Annotated in this window: 16 protein-coding genes and 1 tRNA gene; 5 read left to right on the forward strand and 12 right to left on the reverse strand. The window is 61.0% G+C overall.

The window, feature by feature from the left end; all coding sequences use genetic code 11:
- Positions 1-21: 21 nt before the first annotated feature.
- The 9 genes from aspA to CCICO_RS05775 all read right to left on the reverse strand — a co-directional run bounded on the left by aspA (position 22) and on the right by CCICO_RS05775 (position 10,906).
- Complete coding sequence (gene aspA / locus CCICO_RS05735; protein WP_018019706.1) at positions 22-1,452, reverse strand: aspartate ammonia-lyase; 1,431 nt, start codon at positions 1,450-1,452, stop codon at positions 22-24.
- Between the two features lie 397 nt (positions 1,453-1,849).
- Entirely contained in the window at positions 1,850-2,695 is an 846-nt protein-coding gene (gene hisG / locus CCICO_RS05740; RefSeq protein ID WP_018019707.1) for an ATP phosphoribosyltransferase, read from the reverse strand.
- Between the two features lie 125 nt (positions 2,696-2,820).
- Complete coding sequence (locus tag CCICO_RS05745; RefSeq protein ID WP_018019708.1) at positions 2,821-3,084, reverse strand: phosphoribosyl-ATP diphosphatase; 264 nt, start codon at positions 3,082-3,084, stop codon at positions 2,821-2,823.
- 63 nt (positions 3,085-3,147) lie between these two features.
- Positions 3,148-3,828, reverse strand: a complete 681-nt coding sequence (locus CCICO_RS05750; RefSeq protein WP_018019709.1) for an HAD family hydrolase — start codon at positions 3,826-3,828, stop codon at positions 3,148-3,150.
- Positions 3,821-4,276 carry a DUF2867 domain-containing protein gene (locus CCICO_RS05755; RefSeq protein ID WP_018019710.1) on the reverse strand — a complete coding sequence of 152 codons (456 nt, stop codon included), beginning with the start codon at positions 4,274-4,276 and terminating at the stop codon, positions 3,821-3,823. Before CCICO_RS05755 ends, CCICO_RS05750 begins: the two co-directional genes overlap by 8 nt.
- 52 nt (positions 4,277-4,328) lie before the next feature.
- A complete protein-coding gene (metH, locus tag CCICO_RS05760; RefSeq protein ID WP_018019711.1) occupies positions 4,329-7,949 on the reverse strand; it encodes a methionine synthase in 3,621 nt (1,206 codons plus the stop codon).
- A gap of 172 nt (positions 7,950-8,121) precedes the next feature.
- Complete coding sequence (locus CCICO_RS05765; RefSeq protein WP_018019712.1) at positions 8,122-8,601, reverse strand: hypothetical protein; 480 nt, start codon at positions 8,599-8,601, stop codon at positions 8,122-8,124.
- Positions 8,602-8,732: 131 nt separating this feature from the next.
- Entirely contained in the window at positions 8,733-10,004 is a 1,272-nt protein-coding gene (gene mshC, locus CCICO_RS05770) for a cysteine--1-D-myo-inosityl 2-amino-2-deoxy-alpha-D-glucopyranoside ligase (protein ID WP_018019713.1), read from the reverse strand.
- A 77-nt stretch (positions 10,005-10,081) separates the two neighbouring features.
- Positions 10,082-10,906, reverse strand: a complete 825-nt coding sequence (locus CCICO_RS05775) for an undecaprenyl-diphosphate phosphatase (protein WP_018019714.1) — start codon at positions 10,904-10,906, stop codon at positions 10,082-10,084.
- A gap of 62 nt (positions 10,907-10,968) precedes the next feature.
- Between CCICO_RS05775 and CCICO_RS05780 the strand changes: the two genes are divergently transcribed.
- The 3 genes from CCICO_RS05780 to CCICO_RS05790 all read left to right on the forward strand — a co-directional run bounded on the left by CCICO_RS05780 (position 10,969) and on the right by CCICO_RS05790 (position 14,176).
- Positions 10,969-11,898 (forward strand): aldo/keto reductase, encoded by a 930-nt coding sequence (locus tag CCICO_RS05780; protein ID WP_018019715.1) that lies wholly within the window; start codon positions 10,969-10,971, stop codon positions 11,896-11,898.
- A 61-nt stretch (positions 11,899-11,959) separates the two neighbouring features.
- Complete coding sequence (locus tag CCICO_RS05785; protein ID WP_156809854.1) at positions 11,960-12,973, forward strand: YncE family protein; 1,014 nt, start codon at positions 11,960-11,962, stop codon at positions 12,971-12,973.
- 99 nt (positions 12,974-13,072) lie between these two features.
- Complete coding sequence (locus CCICO_RS05790; RefSeq protein WP_018019717.1) at positions 13,073-14,176, forward strand: quinone-dependent dihydroorotate dehydrogenase; 1,104 nt, start codon at positions 13,073-13,075, stop codon at positions 14,174-14,176.
- Positions 14,177-14,265: 89 nt separating this feature from the next.
- Here the strand turns inward: CCICO_RS05790 and CCICO_RS05795 are convergent, their stop codons facing one another.
- Positions 14,266-14,739, reverse strand: coding sequence for a hypothetical protein (locus tag CCICO_RS05795; protein WP_301354395.1), 474 nt, complete (start codon positions 14,737-14,739; stop codon positions 14,266-14,268).
- 76 nt (positions 14,740-14,815) lie between these two features.
- Positions 14,816-15,355 carry a YbhB/YbcL family Raf kinase inhibitor-like protein gene (locus CCICO_RS05800; RefSeq protein ID WP_018019719.1) on the reverse strand — a complete coding sequence of 180 codons (540 nt, stop codon included), beginning with the start codon at positions 15,353-15,355 and terminating at the stop codon, positions 14,816-14,818.
- A gap of 175 nt (positions 15,356-15,530) precedes the next feature.
- On the opposite strand from CCICO_RS05800, the gene CCICO_RS05805 reads away from it, so the two are divergent.
- Together CCICO_RS05805 and CCICO_RS05810 are read left to right on the forward strand one after the other, a co-directional pair.
- A tRNA-Leu gene (locus tag CCICO_RS05805) sits at positions 15,531-15,616 on the forward strand.
- A gap of 235 nt (positions 15,617-15,851) precedes the next feature.
- Positions 15,852-17,252 (forward strand): dihydrolipoyl dehydrogenase family protein, encoded by a 1,401-nt coding sequence (locus CCICO_RS05810; RefSeq protein ID WP_156809855.1) that lies wholly within the window; start codon positions 15,852-15,854, stop codon positions 17,250-17,252.
- Between the two features lie 4 nt (positions 17,253-17,256).
- On the opposite strand, the gene CCICO_RS05815 is transcribed toward CCICO_RS05810, so the two are convergent.
- Complete coding sequence (locus tag CCICO_RS05815) at positions 17,257-19,011, reverse strand: glycoside hydrolase family 13 protein (RefSeq protein ID WP_018019721.1); 1,755 nt, start codon at positions 19,009-19,011, stop codon at positions 17,257-17,259.
- Positions 19,012-19,021: the final 10 nt, after the last annotated feature.

The raw sequence follows: 19,021 nt of genomic DNA on the forward strand, positions 1-19,021 counted from the left end.
GCGAGGGTAGGTGCTGTCGCGCTAGTGCTGCTGGTGGGCGGCCTTGAACTTCGGGTGCATGAGGTTGTCCACGCTGAGGACCTCGTCGAGGGTTGCTTCATCCAACAAGCCACGCTCGAGCACCAACTCCCGGACGCTGCGGCCGGTGCGGGCGGCCTCCTTACCAATCAGATCGCCATTGTGGTGGCCGATGAAGGGGTTGAGATAGGTGATCACGCCGATGGAGTTATCTACGTAGCCGCGGCAGACATCCTCGTTGGCGGTGATCCCATCCACGCACTTCTCGCGCAGCGTATCGCAGGCGTTGCCCAGCAGGGAGATACTCTCGAACATCGCTTGGCCGATGGCCGGTTCCATCACGTTCAACTGCAGCTGGCCAGCCTCAGAAGCCCAGGTGACAACGCTGTCATTGCCGAAGACCTTGAAGCACACCTGGTTAACCACTTCGGGGATGACGGGGTTGACCTTGGCCGGCATGATCGAGGAGCCCGCCTGCATCTCGGGCAGGTTGATCTCATTGAGGCCAGCGCGGGGGCCGGAGGACAGCAGGCGCAGATCGTTGCAGATCTTCGACAGCTTCATTGCGGCCCGCTTCAAGGCGCCGTGTAAGAGCACGTAGGCGCCGCAGTCGCTGGTAGCCTCAATGAGGTTTTCCGACGCCGAGATGTCGAGACCTGTCACCTCCCGCATGGCCTCGATGATGGTCTCTTGGTAGCGCTCTGGGGTGTTGAGCCCAGTGCCGATGGCAGTGGCGCCCAGATTCAGCGAGAGCAGGCGATGGGCGGCTTGCTGAATCACCTCGTGCTCCTCCCCCAGATTCACCGAAAAGCCCGTGAACTCATCGCCCAGGGTCATCGGCACGGCATCCTGCAATTGGGTGCGTCCCATCTTGATCACGCCGGCGAACTCCTCGCCCTTCGCGGCGAAGGAAGCCCCCAGTGCGTCGATCTTGTCCACCAAGTTCTGCACCGCGGCGTAAACGCCCAGCCGGAACCCAGAGGGGTAGGCATCGTTGGTGGACTGGCTCATGTTCACATCGTCATTGGGATTGATGAAGGCGTACTCGCCCTTGTTCTTGCCAATCCGCTCCAGTGCCAGATTGGCCACCACTTCATTGGTATTCATGTTCACCGAGGTGCCCGCGCCGCCCTGGAAGACATCGATCGGGAACTGATCCATGGCCACGTTGTGCTCAAGGATCTGATCGCACGCCCACACGATGGCCTCAGCCTTTTCCTTAGCCAGCACACCCAAACGGTGATTAGCCATAGCCGTAGCCTTTTTCACCGTGACCATTCCCCGAATAAATTCAGGAACATCATTAATGGTGGTGCCGGAGATCTTGAAGTTGTGCATTGCGCGGAGAGTGTGGACGCCATAATAAGCGTCATTCGAAACCTGCATTTCTCCTAGCAGATCAACTTCAGTGCGGAACGCGGCGGTCGAAGCCATGCCAACCCTTTCAACAAACTCGAATCACTGTATGTCCAGCCCAATGTTAACGCCCCGATCAGCGCAGGGAACCCAGCATTGATAACTATGACGACGCAGTGATCGACGCCGATATAAGAAAGGAGAAAGAATTTTTACATAACGGTTGTACTGGATTAATGTCCGCGCTGTGTATCCGGCATTCGCTTTCAGCAACGCCCGCCGGAGGTCTCAAAAACACGTGCCGCCGCTCCCCTATTTCCTCCTCCGTTCCTACGGCATAGACAACGCCCACCTTCACCTATTTTGGGGGTGAAAGTGGGCGTTGTGGGGCACGCGCACACCGCAGGGTTGCGGGTGGGCTCAGGGATAGGCGGCAGCCCGTGCGGGATATACCCGCGCGGGCGTAAGGGCGCCGTTAGATGCGAGCGATGGCGATCTCGGAGGCGAGAATAGCCTTCGCACCCACCGCGGCGAGGCGATCCATGACGGTGTTCGCGTCCTCGCGCGGCACCATGGCGCGCACCGCACGCCATTCATCGAGCGCCAGCGGCGACACCGTGGGCCCAGAGATACCCGGGGTGATGGCCACGCATTCATCCAATTTGCTGGCTTCAACGTTGTAGTCGAGCATGAGGTAGTTGTGGGCGTGCAGGATGCCTTCGATGCGGCGCAGCAGCACCCGCTGCTCCTGGGTTACCTCGTGGCCCTTGCGGCCCACGACCACGGCCTCGGAGCTAATGATGGGCTCGCCGAAGGGCGCTAGGCCCTGAGTGCGCAAAGTGCGGCCGGTAGAGACTACGTCCGCAATAACATTGGCCACGCCCAGCTTGATGGAAATCTCCACTGCCCCTTCGAGGCGAATCACGCTGGCATCGATATCGTTCGCTCGCAGGTAAGAACGCACGAGGTTCGGATAGGAGGTGGCGATGCGGGCCCCCTCGAGATCCTCGATGCTCCATTGCTCATCGGCCGGGGCGGCGAAGCGGAAGGTGGAATCGCCGAAACCGAGAGCGAGCACCTCCTCGGTCTCTTCGCGGCAATCCGCGGCCAGGTCGCGGCCGGTGATGCCCAGATCCAGCTGGCCGCTGGCCACGTAGATGGCAATATCCTTCGGTCGAAGGAAGAAGAACTCAACGTCGTTACGCTTGTCCACGACAGTCAGAGCCTTGGAATCACCACGGGAGGGATATCCCGCCTCGGTGAGGATGGCCATGGCCTTTTCAGACAGAGATCCCTTGTTGGGAACTGCCACTTTCAACATGATTATGCTCGCTCGCTTTCTTTGCCTAGGGGTGCACTTCGTCCGCGCTGCGTGTGTCATCGGCAGCGCCCAGCTGCGCAGCCGGTGAGGACCTCAGCAGCACAGGTGGGTGCGCGCAGGGTGGTTTAGAGGTGCTTGTACACGTCTTCGGGGCTAATACCGCGAGCCACCATGATCACCTGGGCCCAGTAGATGAGCTGCGAGAGTTCCTCGGCTAATTCCTCATCTGACTGGTACTCCGCTGCCATCCACACCTCGCCGGCTTCTTCGATCACCTTCTTGCCCAGGGAATGCACCCCCGCGTCGAGGGCGGCTACAGTGCCTGAATCGGCGGGCCGATTCTTCTTGCGGTCGAGGAGTTCTGCGTACAGCGATTCAAAATCTTTCACAATCGATTATTCTTTCACAGCCCCTAGACGCGCGTGAGTCGAGGCGGCAGTTTTTCCCCACAGCTAGGGCAACTGCTCAAACCACTGCTCGACCATATCGGCGGTGATGGTGGAGAAATCAATGGAGCCGTGCAGCTCGCCGAGTGTGCGCACCCGATCAGGAGTGGGTGTGTGGGGATCAGCCACCACCCCGATGACGCGGCAGCCCGCGGCCGTGGCGGCCTGCATTCCGGTGATGGAATCTTCAAACACAAGGCACTCATGCGGATCCAAGCCGAAGTGCTGCGCGGCCAGCTGGTACATGTCAGGCGCAGGCTTGGGCTGTGGCACCTGATCACCGAAGAAGGCGGTGTCAAAGAAGTGCTCGCCCACGGCCGTGACAGCATGATGCGCTAACTGGCGCGGAGTGTTGGTGGTGATCGCCATCGCTACGTTGCGGCGAGCACACTCGCTCAATAGCTCCACCATGCCGGGTACTGGCTCGAGCTGGTGGGCAAAGAGTTCGCTTACACGCGTGTACATGCGCTCGCGCAGGCCGTCATAATCCAGCTCTGCCAGCTCTACCCCAGCGTGGCTGGCACAGATTCTCAGCGTGTTATCAAAGTTGCCGCCCACGGTCTTCTCCCTTAACTCGGGAGTGAGCCGGCGGCCCACCTCCTCAGAGAGCTCGTAGGTGGCCACACCCCACAGTGGCTCAGAGTCCACTAGGGTGCCGTCCATATCCCAGAAAATAGCCTTAAGCACTACGAATAATCCCCTTGAGCATGGAAGAAAGTATGAAGAGATGAATGGGCAACAGGGCGTACCAATAGAGGTTTCCTGCGTGCGATTCGCTATGAAAACGGGCCCGCTGAGTGAGAGTGTGGCCGTGAATCTCCCACGATAGCGTGGCCTTGCCCGGCAGCCGCGCCGCCACCTTCAGTACGAGCCGCGTGGGGCGGTCGATCTCAGAGACAAGGAAAAACCCCACCGCATCGCCTTCCTGCAAGGTGCGCGGGTGACGGCGCGGCCGGCGCAAGCCAGGCCCACCGAGAAGCTCATCGATTCGGCCACGGATCACCCAAGGCAACCGCAGCGAGAACCAACCATTCTCGCCGCCGATGCGTTCGAGCACGGCGAACACAGCGTGAGGAGAGTGGTAAAACTCGGCGCTGCGCTCGTCTTCAAAAGTGCGTTTGTGGGCGTTAAGCATGGGCTAGAGGATACCGCACCCTGCGGCCACATCTTGCCAGCCGCGCCACGCGCTAGACGTTGAAGTACTTGGCTTCGGGGTGGTAGAGCACGAAGGCGTCGGTGGACTGCTCAGGGTGCAGCTGCAGCTCCTCGGACAGCCCCACTCCGATGCGCTCGGGCTCGAGTAGCTCCACCAAAGCGGCGCGATCCTCGAGATTCGGGCAGGAACCGTAGCCGAAGGAGAAGCGCGCTCCCAAGTACTCGAGGTCGAAGAATCCACTGACGTCCGCGGGGTCGGCCTTGGCGGCATCGGAGCCGTCAGCGAAGGCCAATTCGGCGCGCACCCGCCCGTGCCAGTACTCGGCAAGAGCCTCGGTGAGCTGAACGCTGATGCCGTGGATCTCGAGATAGTCGCGGTAGTTGTCCTCGGCGAAAAGCGCATTGGCGTAGTCGGCGATGGGCTGGCCCATTGTCACCAGTTGCATCGGCCATACGTCGACACTGCCGCGGGCGATGGCCTCCTCGCGCGGCAGAATGAAGTCTGCGATGCACAGGAACTTGCCGCGCTGCTGGCGGGGGAAGCTAAAGCGCATCCTTTCCTCCGCCTCTGGGTGCGGCTCGGTGAGTATCACGACATCGTCACCCTCGGATACCGCTGGGAAGTAGCCGTACACCACGGCCGCGTGGTCGAGAATCTTCTCGGGCTTGAGCCGGTCTATCCACGCTCGTAGGCGCGGCCGTCCCTCGGATTCCACCAGGTCTTCATAGCTGGGCCCGCCTTCGCCGCGGCTGCCTCGCAGGCCCCATTGACCCAAAAAGAGCGCCCGCTCGTCGAGGCAGGTCATGTACTCCTTCAAGGCAATACCCTTGACCACTCGGGTGCCCCAGAACGGCGGGGTGGCCACCTCCTCGGGGATACTCACCTCAGAGCGTGAGGGCACCTCCACTGGTTCCTGGGCGGCTTTGCGCTCGGCGGCGATGCGCTTGGAGCGCTCACGTCGTTCACGGCGCTGGCGTTTTTTCTCCTCGCGTTTGGCTTTCTCTTGGGCCTCGGCCTCACTGAGCTCGCCCTTTTCTCCGCGAACATCCTGCATCACTTCATTCATCAGCCGCAGCCCCTCGAAGGCATCGCGGGCGTAGAACACGTCCCCGTGATAGAGCGCATCAAGGTCATCTTCTACATAGGTGCGCGTGAGCGCAGCACCCCCAAGGAGCACTGGGTAGCGTTCCGCTTCCTCGCGCTCTGCGAGTTCATTGAGCTCGAGCAGGTTGTCCTTCATCACCACCGTGGATTTCACCAGTAGCCCAGACATGCCGATCACGTCGGCGCCATGTTCCTTTGCGGCGGAGGCGATAGTGGCGATCGGCTGCTTGATGCCGAGGTTGACCACGGTGTAGCCGTTATTGGACAGGATGATATCCACCAAGTTTTTGCCAATATCGTGCACATCGCCCTTGACGGTAGCGAGCACGATGGTGCCCTTGGATCCCGAATTATCCGAGGCTTCCATGAAGCCCTCGAGATAGCCCACGGCCGATTTCATGGTCTCGGCGGATTGCAGCACGAAGGGCAGCTGCATCTCGCCCGAGCCAAAGAGATCGCCGACGGTTTTCATCCCGCGCAGCAGGTCCTCGTTGATGATGGCGATGGGGCTTTTTTCTTCCATTGCGGCATCGAGATCCTCCTGCATCCCGTTCTTCTCTCCATCGATGATGCGCTGGGCGAGCCGGTCCAGTAGCGGTAGAGCGGCGAGAGCTTCCTGCCGGGCATCGTGGGCGGAGGCCGCGGAGACGCCGTCGAAAAGCTCCATGAATACCTGCAGCGGGTCATAGTCCTCGCTGCGGCGGTTGTACACCATGTCGAGAGCGACCTCGCGTTGTCGCTCATCGATGCGGTTGAAGGGGATGATCTTGGAGGAGTGCGCGATCGCGGTGTCAAGGCCTGCGTCGATACATTCGGAGAGAAATACCGAGTTGAGTACCTGGCGGGCAGCTGGGTTGAGACCAAAGGAGATGTTGGACAATCCGAGCGTGGTGTGCACCCGCGGGTACTTCTGCTTCAGTGCCTTGATGGCTTCGATAGTTTCGATGCCATCGCGGCGGGTCTCCTCCTGCCCCGTGGAAATCGGGAAGGTCAAACAGTCCACAATGATGTCTTCGTGGCGCAGCCCATAGGTGCCGGTGATGTCCTCGATCAGCCGGCTGGCGATCTCGACCTTCTTCTCGGCGGTGCGAGCCTGGCCTTCCTCGTCGATCGTCAGCGCCACCACCGCGGCGCCATGGGCGCGCACCAGCTCCATGATGCGGCGATAGCGAGAATCTGGGCCATCGCCATCCTCGAAGTTCACCGAGTTCACCGCGCATCGCCCGCCGAGCTTTTCCAACCCGGCCTCAATCACCGCAGGCTCGGTGGAGTCGATCATGATCGGCAGCGTGGAGGAGGTGGCCAGCAGCTCGGCAAAGCGGGCCATGTCTTCTCGCCCATCGCGTCCGACATAGTCGATGCACACATCCAGCATGTGGGCACCGTCGCGGGTTTGGGTTTTGGCGATGTCGAGGCAGGTCTCCATATCGCCGGCGAGCATCGCCTCTCGAAAGGTCTTGGAACCATTGGCGTTGGTGCGCTCACCGATCATCGTGATGCCGGTATCTTGGGTCAGCGGCACCGCGGTATACAGCGAGGACACGCCATCCCCGGGCTCCTGCTGTGGACGCGCCGTCGGGTTATCCCTTTTGCCTTCGAGCTTATCGACGACAACCCGGATGTGTTCTGGGGTGGTGCCACAGCAGCCACCCACCATGGCCAAGCCATAGTCATCAACGAATCGGGCCAGTGCATCGCCCAGCTCCTCTGGGGTGAGCGGATATTCTGCGCCATTGGGCCCAAGCACCGGCAAACCGGCGTTGGGCATCACCGACACCGGCACCGAGGCGTGGGTGGCCAGATACCGAAGGTGCTCGCTCATCTCGTGCGGGCCCGTGGCGCAGTTGAGGCCAATCATGGAGATTCCGAGCCGCTCAAGCGCGGTGAGCGCGGCGCCGATCTCCGAGCCGAGCAGCATGGTGCCGGTGGTTTCCACGGTGACATGGCAGATGATCGGCCGAGCTACCTCTAGCTCGGCCTCGGCCTGATGAATACCGTGGATCGCGGCCTTGACCTGCAATAGATCCTGTGCGGTCTCCACCAGGAAAGCGTCCACGCCGCCGCGCACAAGGCCCTTCGCGGCCAAGTAGTAGTGGTGCTTCAACTCGCCGAAGTGGGCGTGGCCCAGCGACGGCAACTTGGTGCCAGGACCCAGGCTGCCCAGCACGTAGCGGGCGGGGCCGCCCTCGCGGGCCGAGTATTCATCGCACAGCTCGCGGGCGATACTGGCTCCCGCGTACGCCAGTTCCTCGCAGCGATCTGCAATGTCGTAGTCAGCGAGGTTCGGCAGGTTGCAGCCGAAGGTGTTGGTCTCTACGAGCTCAGCGCCGGCGTCGAGAAACCCGCGGTGGATCTCGCGCAGCACATCGGGCCGCGTGACATTAAGAATCTCGTTGCAGCCTTCGAGATTGAGGAAATCTGCTTCTAAGTCCAGATCGAAGCTCTGTAGCTGGGTACCCATGGCGCCATCGCCAACGAGCACACGGGTGCCGAGCACGTCGGCCAGAGGCGGGGTGGTGATCTGCGGAAGGGCGTCAATCGGGCTCATGAAATAGACAGCTTAGTCCGTATCCGGTAGGTGATCCAAGCCACCGGCTCCCCACTTGGGGTACCAAGCTGTCTAAGTAGAGCGCTGAGCTGCGATCAGCTGTTCAACACAGCAGTGTGCACTCGGTGTGTCGCCAAAGATCTGGCCCTAGTGCCATAGCCGACGGGAACGCCTAGCGCCCGTTCTCTGCGTCAGATCCCAGCTCCCAGCCAGAGTCCAAGGGGGCCAGCAGACCGGCACAGACCGCAAGGAAGAACTCGCTGAATTCGGCCGACTCCTCGGTATCGAGCAGCGCATCATCCACACTGTCATTGATGCGCTTTAACTCGGCCACCGCCTGCTCCACCTCGCGGTGTAGTGCTGCGGCGTAGGGGGCTACGTCTTCGGCCTGCTCCCCCGCCAATTCCGGACTGGGTGCAACTGTATCGCTTGCTGGCGTGGAGCTTCCGGTTGCGCAACGATAAGCGCGATCGAGAAAGCCACGCAGCACACTCTCTACTAGGGGCACAACGGCCGCTGGATAAGGCTCTTCCCAATATTCGGTATCGCCCTCGGCTAGATAAGCGCCGGTGGCAAAATCTGTGAGATCGGTGCACAGCGTGGTGATCCATTCGTCGAAGCGGCTGCGGGGTGCAAGGCTGGTCTGGCTCATGGCTTGTATTCTGCCTGAGCCCCACCGAGGGCGCAGCAGAAGGCCCGGCCTGCCCACGGGATGTGGACGGCCGGGCTATAAGCACAGCGCTGCGCACTAACGCCACAGAGCGTGGGGTGTGCTGAGGATGATTAGAGCCGCACCCCTAGGAGGGCATCGAATGCTGTGCGTACATGCTCACCGGCGGCGGAAAGCTCAGCGTCCTTGAGCGGCGAGGAGCTATCCACTGCATCATCGGTTCCGTGCGTTGAGGCCCAGGCATCAGCGGCACGCAGGGCGCCGGGGGTATCCAAATCATCGGCGAGACGCTCACGCAACTGCTGGACCAGCTGCTTCGCTGCAGCCTCATCGGTGGTGGCGGCGACAGCGGCACGATAGTGTGCGAGGCGCTGCTCGGCGCGGGCGAGCACCCCCTCGGACCAATCTCGGTCCCCGCGATAATGGGAGGAGTAGATGCCGAGCCGGATCGCGGCGGGCTCATGACCTGCGGCAGTGAGCTTATGGACAAACACGAGATTGCCCAAAGACTTACTCATCTTTACCCCGTCGAGTGAGATCATGCCGGCGTGCACATAGTGGCCAGCCATGCGCTCGGAATCCGTGAGCGATTCGTAGTGGGCTGCCGAAAACTCATGGTGCGGAAACGCCAGATCGGAACCGCCACCTTGGATGTCGAAAATGCCCTTGAGGCGGTTGTTGGCGATCGCGGAACATTCAATGTGCCAGCCGGGCCGGCCCGCACCGAAGGGAGCCTCCCAACTGGGCTCGCCATCACGGGCGGCCCGCCAAATCAACGCGTCAAGGGGGTGGTGTTTGCCAGAACGCTCGGGATCGCCACCACGCTCGGCAAAGAAGGTACGCATGTGCTCCGGGCTGTATCCGGAGACATAACCGAAATGTCCGGTGGCGTCGATCGGGGCGTAGATATCGGGGTGTTCGGGATCATCCACCACATAGGCGGCGCCCTTATCCAGCAGTTGCTGAACTACTGCGATGACCTCGTCTACGGATTCGGACACCGAGACGAAATCGCGCGGCGGGATCACCCGCAGTGCCTCCATATCCGAGCGGAAAAGCGTGGTTTGATCGTCGCCAAGCTCGCGCCAATCAACATTGTCACGGGCTGCGCGTTCGAACAGCGGATCATCTACATCGGTGACATTTTGCACGTAGACCACCGCGTGGCCGTTATCGAGCAGCTGGCGATGGATGAGATCGAAGGCAACATAGGTTGCCGCGTGGCCTAGGTGCGTGGAGTCATATGGAGTAATACCGCAGACATACATGCCGGCGGTGGCTGCGGGGCGGACCGGGCGCACGCACTGATCTGCGGTGTCGAAAAGCTGAAGTTCTACGCAGTCCCCGCTAAGGGCGGGAACATCAGGTTGAGGCCAAGAATGCATGCGCCCCACTCTAATCCATCATGTGGTGGAGCAAAGAGCGGGGCGAGAAGCCTGAGCTGAGGCGGATTGGTACAGGTTTAGGCCTGCAGTACGTCGAAGCCGAGCAGGACCATCACGAAGAGGCCGAAGGGGATGCGATAGGCCGCGAACCATGCGAAGGAGTTATTAGACACGAATCGCAGCAGCCAGGCGATCGTCACATACCCCAGCACAAAGGCGATGGACGTGCCCACCAGCAGTTGCAGGCCGCTGGCCGCTTGGCCGGAGTCCGGGGCGAAGGCGTCGGGAAGCGAAAACAGCCCTGATGCAAGCACAGCGGGGATCGCCAGAAGGAAGCTGAACCGGGCAGCCACTTCCCTATCCAGGCCCACGAACAGGCCGGCGGAGATGGTGCCGCCGGAACGAGAGACGCCCGGGATGAGCGCCAGACACTGGGCAAAGCCCATGATCAATGCATCTTTCATCCTCAGCTCGTCATAGCCGCGCTTCTTCGAACCGACCCGCTCGGCCCAGATGAAGACGAAGGAAAACAGGATCAGCACGGTGGCGGTGATCCACAGATTGCGGAAGTTGTCGCGGATGAGGTCCTTCAGGAGCAGTCCCAGAACGCCCACGGGGATGGAGCCGACGATCACCATCCATCCCATGCGGTAGTCGAAACCCCGCTTGTTTTTATCAACAACCCCAGCACACCAGCCGGTGAGGATGCGCCAAATGTCTTTGGCGAAGTACACCAGCACCGCCAGCTCTGTGCCGAGCTGAACCACGGCGGTAAAGGAGGCACCGGCATCCGCGCCCCAGAACAAACTGGAGATGATGCGCAGGTGCCCCGAGGAGGATACGGGCAGAAACTCGGTGAGGCCTTGCACGATGGAGAGCACAATCGTTTGTGCCCACGACATCGATTCTGGCGCTTGTGCAGCGATTACGTCGTTCACCCGTTAGAGGCTACTACTCTTAAGGCGTGGAACAAACCAATGTTGGACGCAGCGGACTACGCATTCCGCGCCTAGGACTGGGCACCCTGACGTGGGGTGCAGGCACCGATCGCGAGGCGGCGAAGGAAATTCTGCGCCGTTTCACACGCTCGGGCGCACCGCTTATCGACGTCACCCCGCAGCACACCACCGGCATGGCAGCAATGGAGTACCTCGGCACATTTCTGGGTTCTGAGATCACTCGGGAGGATCTCATCATCTCGGCTTCCGCCGGAACCCGCCCGGATCGCCCCGTAGGCAGGCGGGTCGATTGCTCCCGTCGCGGGCTACTTAGCCAACTCGATAGCTATTTGACGGTGCTCGGCACCGATCACCTCGATCTGTTCTCTATTGACTATTGGGATGAGCTCACCCCCGTAGAGGAGGTGGCCGATACTCTCGACTACGCGGTGCGAACCGGACGCGTGCGCTACGTGGGCGCCCGCGGCCTCAGTGGCTGGCAATTGGCCGTGCTTCGCGGGGCAGCCCCCGCCGCTGCCCGCGCCGTGGTGTGCGCGGGCGAAACCTATAACCTGCTTAACCGCCTGCCCGAACAGGAACTCTTGCCTGCGGCAGATCACCACCAGATGGGCTTTATTGCCGGCGCGCCCCTGGCCCATGGCGTACTCACTGGCAAATACCGCGAGCCGAGCCCGAACACCGAAGGACGCAGTGCCGAGGCGCACGCCTACTCCGAGGCTCGTGATCGGGCCATCGTGGAGGCACTCACTACGGCAGCCATGGGGCTGAATATCTCCGCCACCACAGCGGCGATCGCTTGGGTACTGGCCCAGCCGGGGGTGAGTGCCACACTCGTAGGCGCACGCACACCGGAGCACTGCGATGAAGCCTTCGCCGCCGCAGAGGTGCAGCTACCTAAGGCAATTATCGAGGCGCTTGACGACATCTCGCTCTAAGAACGCTCTGGTAGCCTTAGGCTTTGTGAAGACGCGTCGGAATCTAGTTCTAGCAGCTCTTGTGACCTCCTCCGCCCTTGTGTTGGGGGCGTGTGGATCCGGTGGAGAAGACCCCGGAAAGCAGGCTCGGCCGGTGGGCTCGGCTCAGGCGCAGCGCTCGCCGGCGTCGGAGAAGGTCGATGGTGAGGTAATCACCCTCGGCGGAGAGTTCGCCGCTGTTGATGATCTCGCGGTGATCGGTGAGCGTATCGCTGTGCGCTCCGGCAACCAGCTAGGGATTGGCACCCGCGCGGACTTCGAAGATAACCGGCTGACCGTGTTGGCTATTGCCGAGGAGTGCGGGGATCTCAGTGCCGGGGCGCAAGACTTTGTTCTCGCTTGTCCGCAGCCGATCGAGGGCTCCGGTGACGAGGGCGTGGTCTACCTCATCGATCCCTCCTCACCAACTCTCGATGAGACCCGCACCGCAGAAGAGAAGTTCACCACCGCCACCCAAACCAGCACCGGCGATGTGGTGGCTGCGGCCCAGGACTCTTCGCACGTGATCACCTTCCCGCACGATGATCCTTCCGCCACTATCGATACCTCGATGACGGACACCGTTGATCAGTTGGTTTCGACCTCCTATACCGACCATCCGGATCCGGTGGTGGTGATCAACCGTGAGTTCACCACGATTCAAGGCATCGACCGGACAGAGAACGCCGAGGGCGGGCGACTGCGCGCCGGCGCCGGGGTGGGCACCATCGCCCCGGGCGAAGAAGGAATGTTCCTGGCCGCTGACACCGAGGGCGACCAGATTCTGGTCTATACCCGCTTCGATGTGCTGCGGCTGCATCAATCTATGCCCGTTGATCGCAGCCCATGGGCTGTGGCGTGGGATTCCTCCGGACAGTTGGCGTGGGTGGCATCCACCGGCACGAATACTCTGGTGGGCTACGATCTTTCCACCGGCGAGCCTCTCGAGCAGCAGCGCTATTCCACCGTGGCCGATGCCACCAGCCTCGCAGTAATGGATAATGGCACCAAGGTTCTGGCCTCCAGTAGCGGCGACGGCCTGCAGTTCATCGACTAGTTCCCCATCGGCCGGTGCCCACTCGTCCTCACCGCCACTTGGCTACACCTGAGCTTTCACCTTCGTTGATTATTGATCGTTAAAAGGACCCCTCGTTCTATGGCCACATCCTCGTTTCGTTCCGCCCTCTACGCCAAAGCTCTCAAGGCGATGTTTAAACTGCGCCCAGAGCGCATCCACAGCATTATCAACAACGGCCTGTCGGTGCTGCAGGTCTCCGGCCCCGTCAACCGAGGTCTAGAGAAGGTGCTGCCGGTGCACGATGAGATCCTCGCCCAAGAGGTTTTCGGGGTGCACATCCCTCGCCCGCTGGGTTTGGCCGCTGGCTTCGATAAAAACGCAAGTTCTCCCGATGCGTGGACGCCGCTCGGATTCGGCTACGCCGAACTCGGCACCGTGACCGCCTCCCCACAACCAGGCAATCCCACTCCCCGACTCTTCCGGCTGCCGGCAGATCGCGCGATCCTTAATCGCATGGGCTTTAACAACGAAGGCGCTGCGGTGGTCGCGAAAAACCTCAAGCGCCGCAGCTCCGATGACGTGATCGGGATCAATATCGGCAAAACCAAGGTGGTTGAGCCCGAGCACGCAGCCAGCGACTATCGCCGCTCTGCTACCCTGCTCGGCGATCTCGCCGACTATGTCACGGTGAACGTGTCCTCCCCAAACACCCCTGGGTTGCGCGATCTGCAGGCCGTGGAGTCCCTACGTCCGATTCTGAGTGCGGTGTGCGAATCCACCACGGCACCGGTTTTGGTGAAGATCGCCCCCGACCTCTCTGATGAGGACGTGCTGGCAGTGGCGGATCTGGCACTCGAACTCGAGCTGGCGGGCATCGTGGCCACGAACACCACAATCTCTCGCGAGGGTCTACGAACCGATGCTGCCGAGGTAGAGGCAATGGGGGCCGGCGGTATTTCCGGACCCCCTGTGGCGGCTCGGTCCCTGGAGGTGCTGAAGCTGCTGCGTGCACACGTGGGTGATCAGCTGGTGCTTATCAGCGTTGGTGGTATCGAAACCCCGCAACAGGCGTGGGAGCGCATTGCGGCTGGGGCAAGCTTGCTGCAGGGATACACCGGATTGATCTACGGCGGTCCCGATTGGATCCGAGATATTCATAAGGGCATTGCTCGCCAGGTGCGAGCCCACGGCTATTCCTCGCTTGCCGAGGCCGTTGGCTGTGGCAAGCCGTGGGTGGATTAAGTACCCTACAGCCGAACGCGGCGCCCTCATCCCCCATGCGGTGGGACAAGGGCGCCGCGTCTGTAGTTTCTCGCCGGTGTGGGTAAGTTTTATGCCGCGGAACGGCGAATAACGAGCGCGCAGATCAGTGCCATGGTCGCATAGATCGGCAGCCACCACGATTCGAGAATGTAGATCGGCTCGGTGGTGATAAAGCGACTGAACACCACAAGCCCCACGGCGATTACCAACACCACAACATGGCGCATGGTGCGCTCCTCGTTGCGGTGGGTGGTGCCGAAAGCGCCCAGCAGCATGGCGGAGGCGATAATCAGCAAAAATCCCCACGTGACGGGGAAGAAGCTACTGATACCACCAGAGATGAGGCTTAAGACCGTAAAGAGAGCCAGCACGAGCGCCAGGGCGAGAAACGCCCCGCCAACCCGCAATGCGGGGTGAACCACCACCACGGGTTCGGACTCCCGTGGACGTGAGGTGGACGCGTACTGCTGGGAAGCAGTAGGTGTGCTGGGGCTGGCCTTCGGCTTAGAGCGCTTCTTCTTTCCCATAGTGATTTGAAACACTACCTTAAGCTGGGATTATATGCACACCTGCCCGAGTGTCGATGGGGGCGAATCTACTGAGATAACGCGGTGCGATTTAGGCGTTTTCGTGCCAACCCCATGTGATGGCGCGACCCAAGGAGTGGAAGTAGAGGTTGAATCCGAGCACCGTGGGGGTGGAATCGGGATCAATATCGAGCTTCTCAGTGTCCACGGCGTGCACGGCAAAGAGGTAGCGGTGCGGACCGTGGCCCTCCGGCGGCTGCGGACCGTAGTAGCCGCGGGATCCGGAATCGCCCCGCAGCGAGACCACATCACCCAAGGAGTCCAGGGTGCCGTCGTTGGCAGCGCCGGAGGCAAGTTCGGTCACATCGGCGGGGATGTTGAACACCGCCCAGTGCCAGAAACCGCTGGCGGTCGGAGCATCGGGGTCAAAGCAGGTGATGGCGATGGACTTGGTGCCTTCGGGTAGATCGGACCACGACAGCTGCGGCGAGACGTCCTGCCCTCCCAGCTGCTCGTCTTTGAAGGTACCTCCCTCGGTGAAGTCGCTCGAGGACAGCGGGAAACTCGGCACGTCCTTCAGCGGGGCGTAGGGATCAGGGCCGGGAAACTTTGGATCGTTGTAGTTGCTCATAGTCCCCGTTTTTACCGAAAAACTCCTGCGCTCGCTGTGGCGGAAAGTTGCATCGCTGGTATTCGCCCCTGTTGAGCACCGTGAAAACTGCGCGTGACGTGGGGATTTGATTATGTTGCGCGGTTCGGGCTACAGTATGCGAGTGCCCAGCCGAGAGGCTGAAAACAAAACCCAAGCCCGGGTGGCGGAATGGCAGACGCGCTAGCTTGAGGTGCTAGTGTCCTATTAACGGACGTGGGGGTTCAAGTCCCCCCTCGGGCACGTAACTGGACTAGCTTCGTACTATTGACGAAGCTAGTCCTTTTTCTGTGCGGCTGCCGTGCGGTACCTCCCTCAGATCACCGTGCAGGCATAGCCGGGCTAGAGCCCAGATCACCCCGCACCAGCCGCGTGCCCTTGGGCCCCGTGGGGTTTGCTGCTTCTCATGTCTTCCGTTTCGCTGCAGATATCCTGCATGCTTTGCATCATCCCACTATGTGAGAGTAGAGCTGAAGGTATGAGTGATATAGCAGCAACTGCACCCCGCGAGTCCATGAACGTTGATGTACTCGTGATCGGCTTCGGCAAGGCCGGAAAAACCATTGCCATGACCCGCGCAGCCGCCGGTGACAAGGTGGCGTTGGTAGAGCAATCCCCCTCCATGTACGGCGGTACGTGTATCAACATTGCCTGCGTGCCCACGAAGACGCTGTTGACCGATGCTGATCGTTTCGCCGCCGGCACGGGCGAGGAGCCAGACGCAGCTTTCGCCGCAGCCTATGAGCGCCGCGACAGCCTCACCTCCGCGATGAATCAGGCCAACTACACGATGGCCACCTCCAAGGGGGTCGTGGTGATCGACGGCCACGCCAGTTTCTCTGGCCCGCACACCGTGGAGGTGGCGGCCGGTGCTGAGCGCCTAGAGATCAGCGCCGAGACCATCATCATCAACACCGGTGCCGTGCCCTTCATCCCGCCGATCGAGGGCGCCGACGGCCCGCGCGTGGTGGACTCCACCGGCGCACAGCAGCTTGAGGAGCGCCCTCAGTCGGTGGCTGTGGTGGGCGGCGGTCCTATCGGCTGTGAGTTTGCCACCCTCTTCGCTCGCTTCGGGGCGACGGTGAGCATCCTCGATCAATCGGAGACCTTCTTCAAGGCAGCCGATCGTGACGTGGCTGAGATGCTCGCCGAGGATCTGGCACGCATCGGCATCACGGTGATCAGCTCCGCGCAGGTCAACCGGATCGACAACTCCGACAACGGCGCAACGGTGCACTACTCCACCCCAGCCGGCGAGGACAGCCTGGAGGTAGATGTGGTGCTGCTCGCTACCGGCCGCACCCCTTATACCGAAGGACTCAACCTCGAGGCCGCTGGGATTGAGACCACCGAGCGCGGTGCCATTGTGGTGGATGAGCATCTACGCACCGGCGTGGAGGGTGTCTATGCCACCGGCGATGTCAATGGCGGGCCGCAGTTCACCTACATTTCCTACGACGATCACCGTGTCGTACTCTCCGACCGGTGGGGTGACGGCTCCCGCACGACTAAGGGGCGCATCTTCCCCACCACGACCTTCGTGGAGCCGCCCTTGGCCCAGATTGGGCTCAGCGAGGAGCAGGCGCGTGCCGAAGTGGAAGAGCGTGGGCACAGCTTGAAGGTCGCCGCGAAGAAGGTGGCAGATATTCCGATCATGCCGCGGCCGAAGATCGTGGGCACCCCGGAAGGCATGGCGAAGTTCCTCGTGGATGAAGACACCGATGAGATCCTGGGCGCAACCCTGTACTGCATCGATTCCCAAGAACTCATCAATACCGTGGCTGTGGCCATGAATAATGGTGTCTCCGCCAGCAGCCTCGGCGGCGGAATCTACACCCACCCCAGCTCTTCTGAGGTCTTCAACGCCTTGCTGGGCTAAGCCCCTAACGGCAGCTGCCGAGATACACCTTCGCCTCGTAGGGGCGCAGGGTGGTTCCGGCATCGTCGTCGTAGGTAGAGGAGATCAGCGAGAAGCTGTGACCCTCTACCCCGAGGCGGCGCAAGGCCTCGCCCCCAGCTGCTGCGTAGTCGCAATTCCGCGAGGTAGCGGTGGTGTTTGCCACCACGATGAGTTGCTGCTGCTCGGTGAAGCGGCGATATGCCACGATCTCCTCGCTATCGCGGGCGAGCAGCTCGAAGCGACCGTGGCGGATCACGGCGTGTTCGCGGCGCAACGCAATAAGTCGCCGATAATGGTGGTAGACGCTATGCGGATCGGCCACCGCTGCCTCCGCGTTAATCTCCGGATAGTTGGGGTTGACCGCAAGCCAGGGTGTGCCGGTGGTGAAACCGGCGTGGGCGCTATCATCCCACTGCATCGGGGTGCGGGCATTATCGCGGCCTTTAGCGTTGATAAAGCGCATCATCTCCTCATGCGGAATTATGCCGCCGCCTACATAAGTCTGATAAGCGTCGTGGATTTCGAGATCGTCACACGCGTTGATGTCGGTGATGAGGGTGTTCGTCATGCCTAGCTCTTCGCCCTGATAGATATAGGGCGTGCCGCACATCATGTGCAGTACCGTGCCCAACATGCAGGCTGAACGAACCCGGTACTGCGGGCTGTCATCGCCAAAACGGGATACGGCCCGCGGCTGGTCATGGTTGTTCCAATACAGCGAGTTCCACCCGCGCTGCTCCAAACCTTTCTCCCAGTGCTCGAATGTGGACATCAGCTCACTCCACGAGCTACGCCTATCGGACCATTTGCCATAGCCGTGTTGGGAATGATCGAGCGACACGTGTTCGAAAGTAAAGATCATATCGAGTTCCCCGCGGTCGAAACCGGAGTAGAGAATGCCGTCCTCCACAGTGGTTATCGGTGTCTCCCCGACCGTGATGGTGTCATACTCATCCAGTACTTCTCGGCGCATTTCTTGAAGAAACTCGTGCACCCTTGGGCCGTTGGCGCTCAGAGCAAGGGAGGATTCGCGGCTACCGGCCTCTACGGCGGGATCGTTGATCGTCTCGGGAGCGTCGATAAGCGCTGCAGGTTTGGAAATTAGATTGATCACATCCATGCGGAAACCACCCACCCCCTTATCGAGCAAAAAGCGCATCAGATCATAAACCTCGCGCCGCACAGCTGGATTTTCCCAATTCAGATCGGGTTGTTTCGCGGAGAACATATGCAGATAGAACTGCCCCGTGTTCGCATCGAACTCCCACGCCGAGGGGCTGAACGCGGAGATCCAGTTATTCGGCGGCAACGGAGTGCCGTCCTCGCTATAACCAGACGGGTCCCGCCACATGTAGTAATCGCGATAAGGATTGCTTGTCGACGCCGCCGAGCGGCGAAACCACTCGTGCTCATCGGAAGTGTGGTTGACCACCAGATCCAGCATGATCCTGATGCCCCTCTGGCGCGCCTGTGCGATGAGTTCTTCCACATCGGCCATGGTGCCGAATTCCGGCATGACTTCCCGATAATCGGAGATGTCGTAGCCGTTATCGTCATTTGGCGAGGCAAAAATCGGCGATAGCCACAGCACATCCACCCCGAGGATGCTGAGATAGTCCAACTTAGCGGTAATCCCCGGTATATCGCCGATGCCATCACCATTAGAGTCGTTGAAACTACGCGGATAGATCTGATACACCACGGCGGTCTCAAGGGTTGCCAAGCGGGGGTTAGTCATAGTGTGCTCC

Origin of the sequence: Corynebacterium ciconiae DSM 44920 (genome assembly GCF_030440575.1) — a bacterium.
Taxonomy (GTDB): Bacteria; Actinomycetota; Actinomycetes; order Mycobacteriales; family Mycobacteriaceae; genus Corynebacterium; species Corynebacterium ciconiae.

Coding starts and splice junctions, on each gene's coding strand:
- CCICO_RS05775 (WP_018019714.1), bottom strand. CDS start 10,906: ATGTCGTGGGCACAAACGATTGTGCTCTCCATCGTGCAAGGCCTCACC.
- CCICO_RS05800 (WP_018019719.1), bottom strand. CDS start 15,355: ATGAGCAACTACAACGATCCAAAGTTTCCCGGCCCTGATCCCTACGCC.
- metH (WP_018019711.1), bottom strand. CDS start 7,949: ATGAGCCCGATTGACGCCCTTCCGCAGATCACCACCCCGCCTCTGGCC.
- CCICO_RS05815 (WP_018019721.1), bottom strand. CDS start 19,011: ATGACTAACCCCCGCTTGGCAACCCTTGAGACCGCCGTGGTGTATCAG.
- hisG (WP_018019707.1), bottom strand. CDS start 2,695: ATGTTGAAAGTGGCAGTTCCCAACAAGGGATCTCTGTCTGAAAAGGCC.
- aspA (WP_018019706.1), bottom strand. CDS start 1,452: ATGGCTTCGACCGCCGCGTTCCGCACTGAAGTTGATCTGCTAGGAGAA.
- CCICO_RS05765 (WP_018019712.1), bottom strand. CDS start 8,601: ATGAGCCAGACCAGCCTTGCACCCCGCAGCCGCTTCGACGAATGGATC.
- mshC (WP_018019713.1), bottom strand. CDS start 10,004: ATGCATTCTTGGCCTCAACCTGATGTTCCCGCCCTTAGCGGGGACTGC.
- CCICO_RS05755 (WP_018019710.1), bottom strand. CDS start 4,276: ATGCTTAACGCCCACAAACGCACTTTTGAAGACGAGCGCAGCGCCGAG.
- CCICO_RS05790 (WP_018019717.1), top strand. CDS start 13,073: ATGGCCACATCCTCGTTTCGTTCCGCCCTCTACGCCAAAGCTCTCAAG.
- CCICO_RS05810 (WP_156809855.1), top strand. CDS start 15,852: ATGAGTGATATAGCAGCAACTGCACCCCGCGAGTCCATGAACGTTGAT.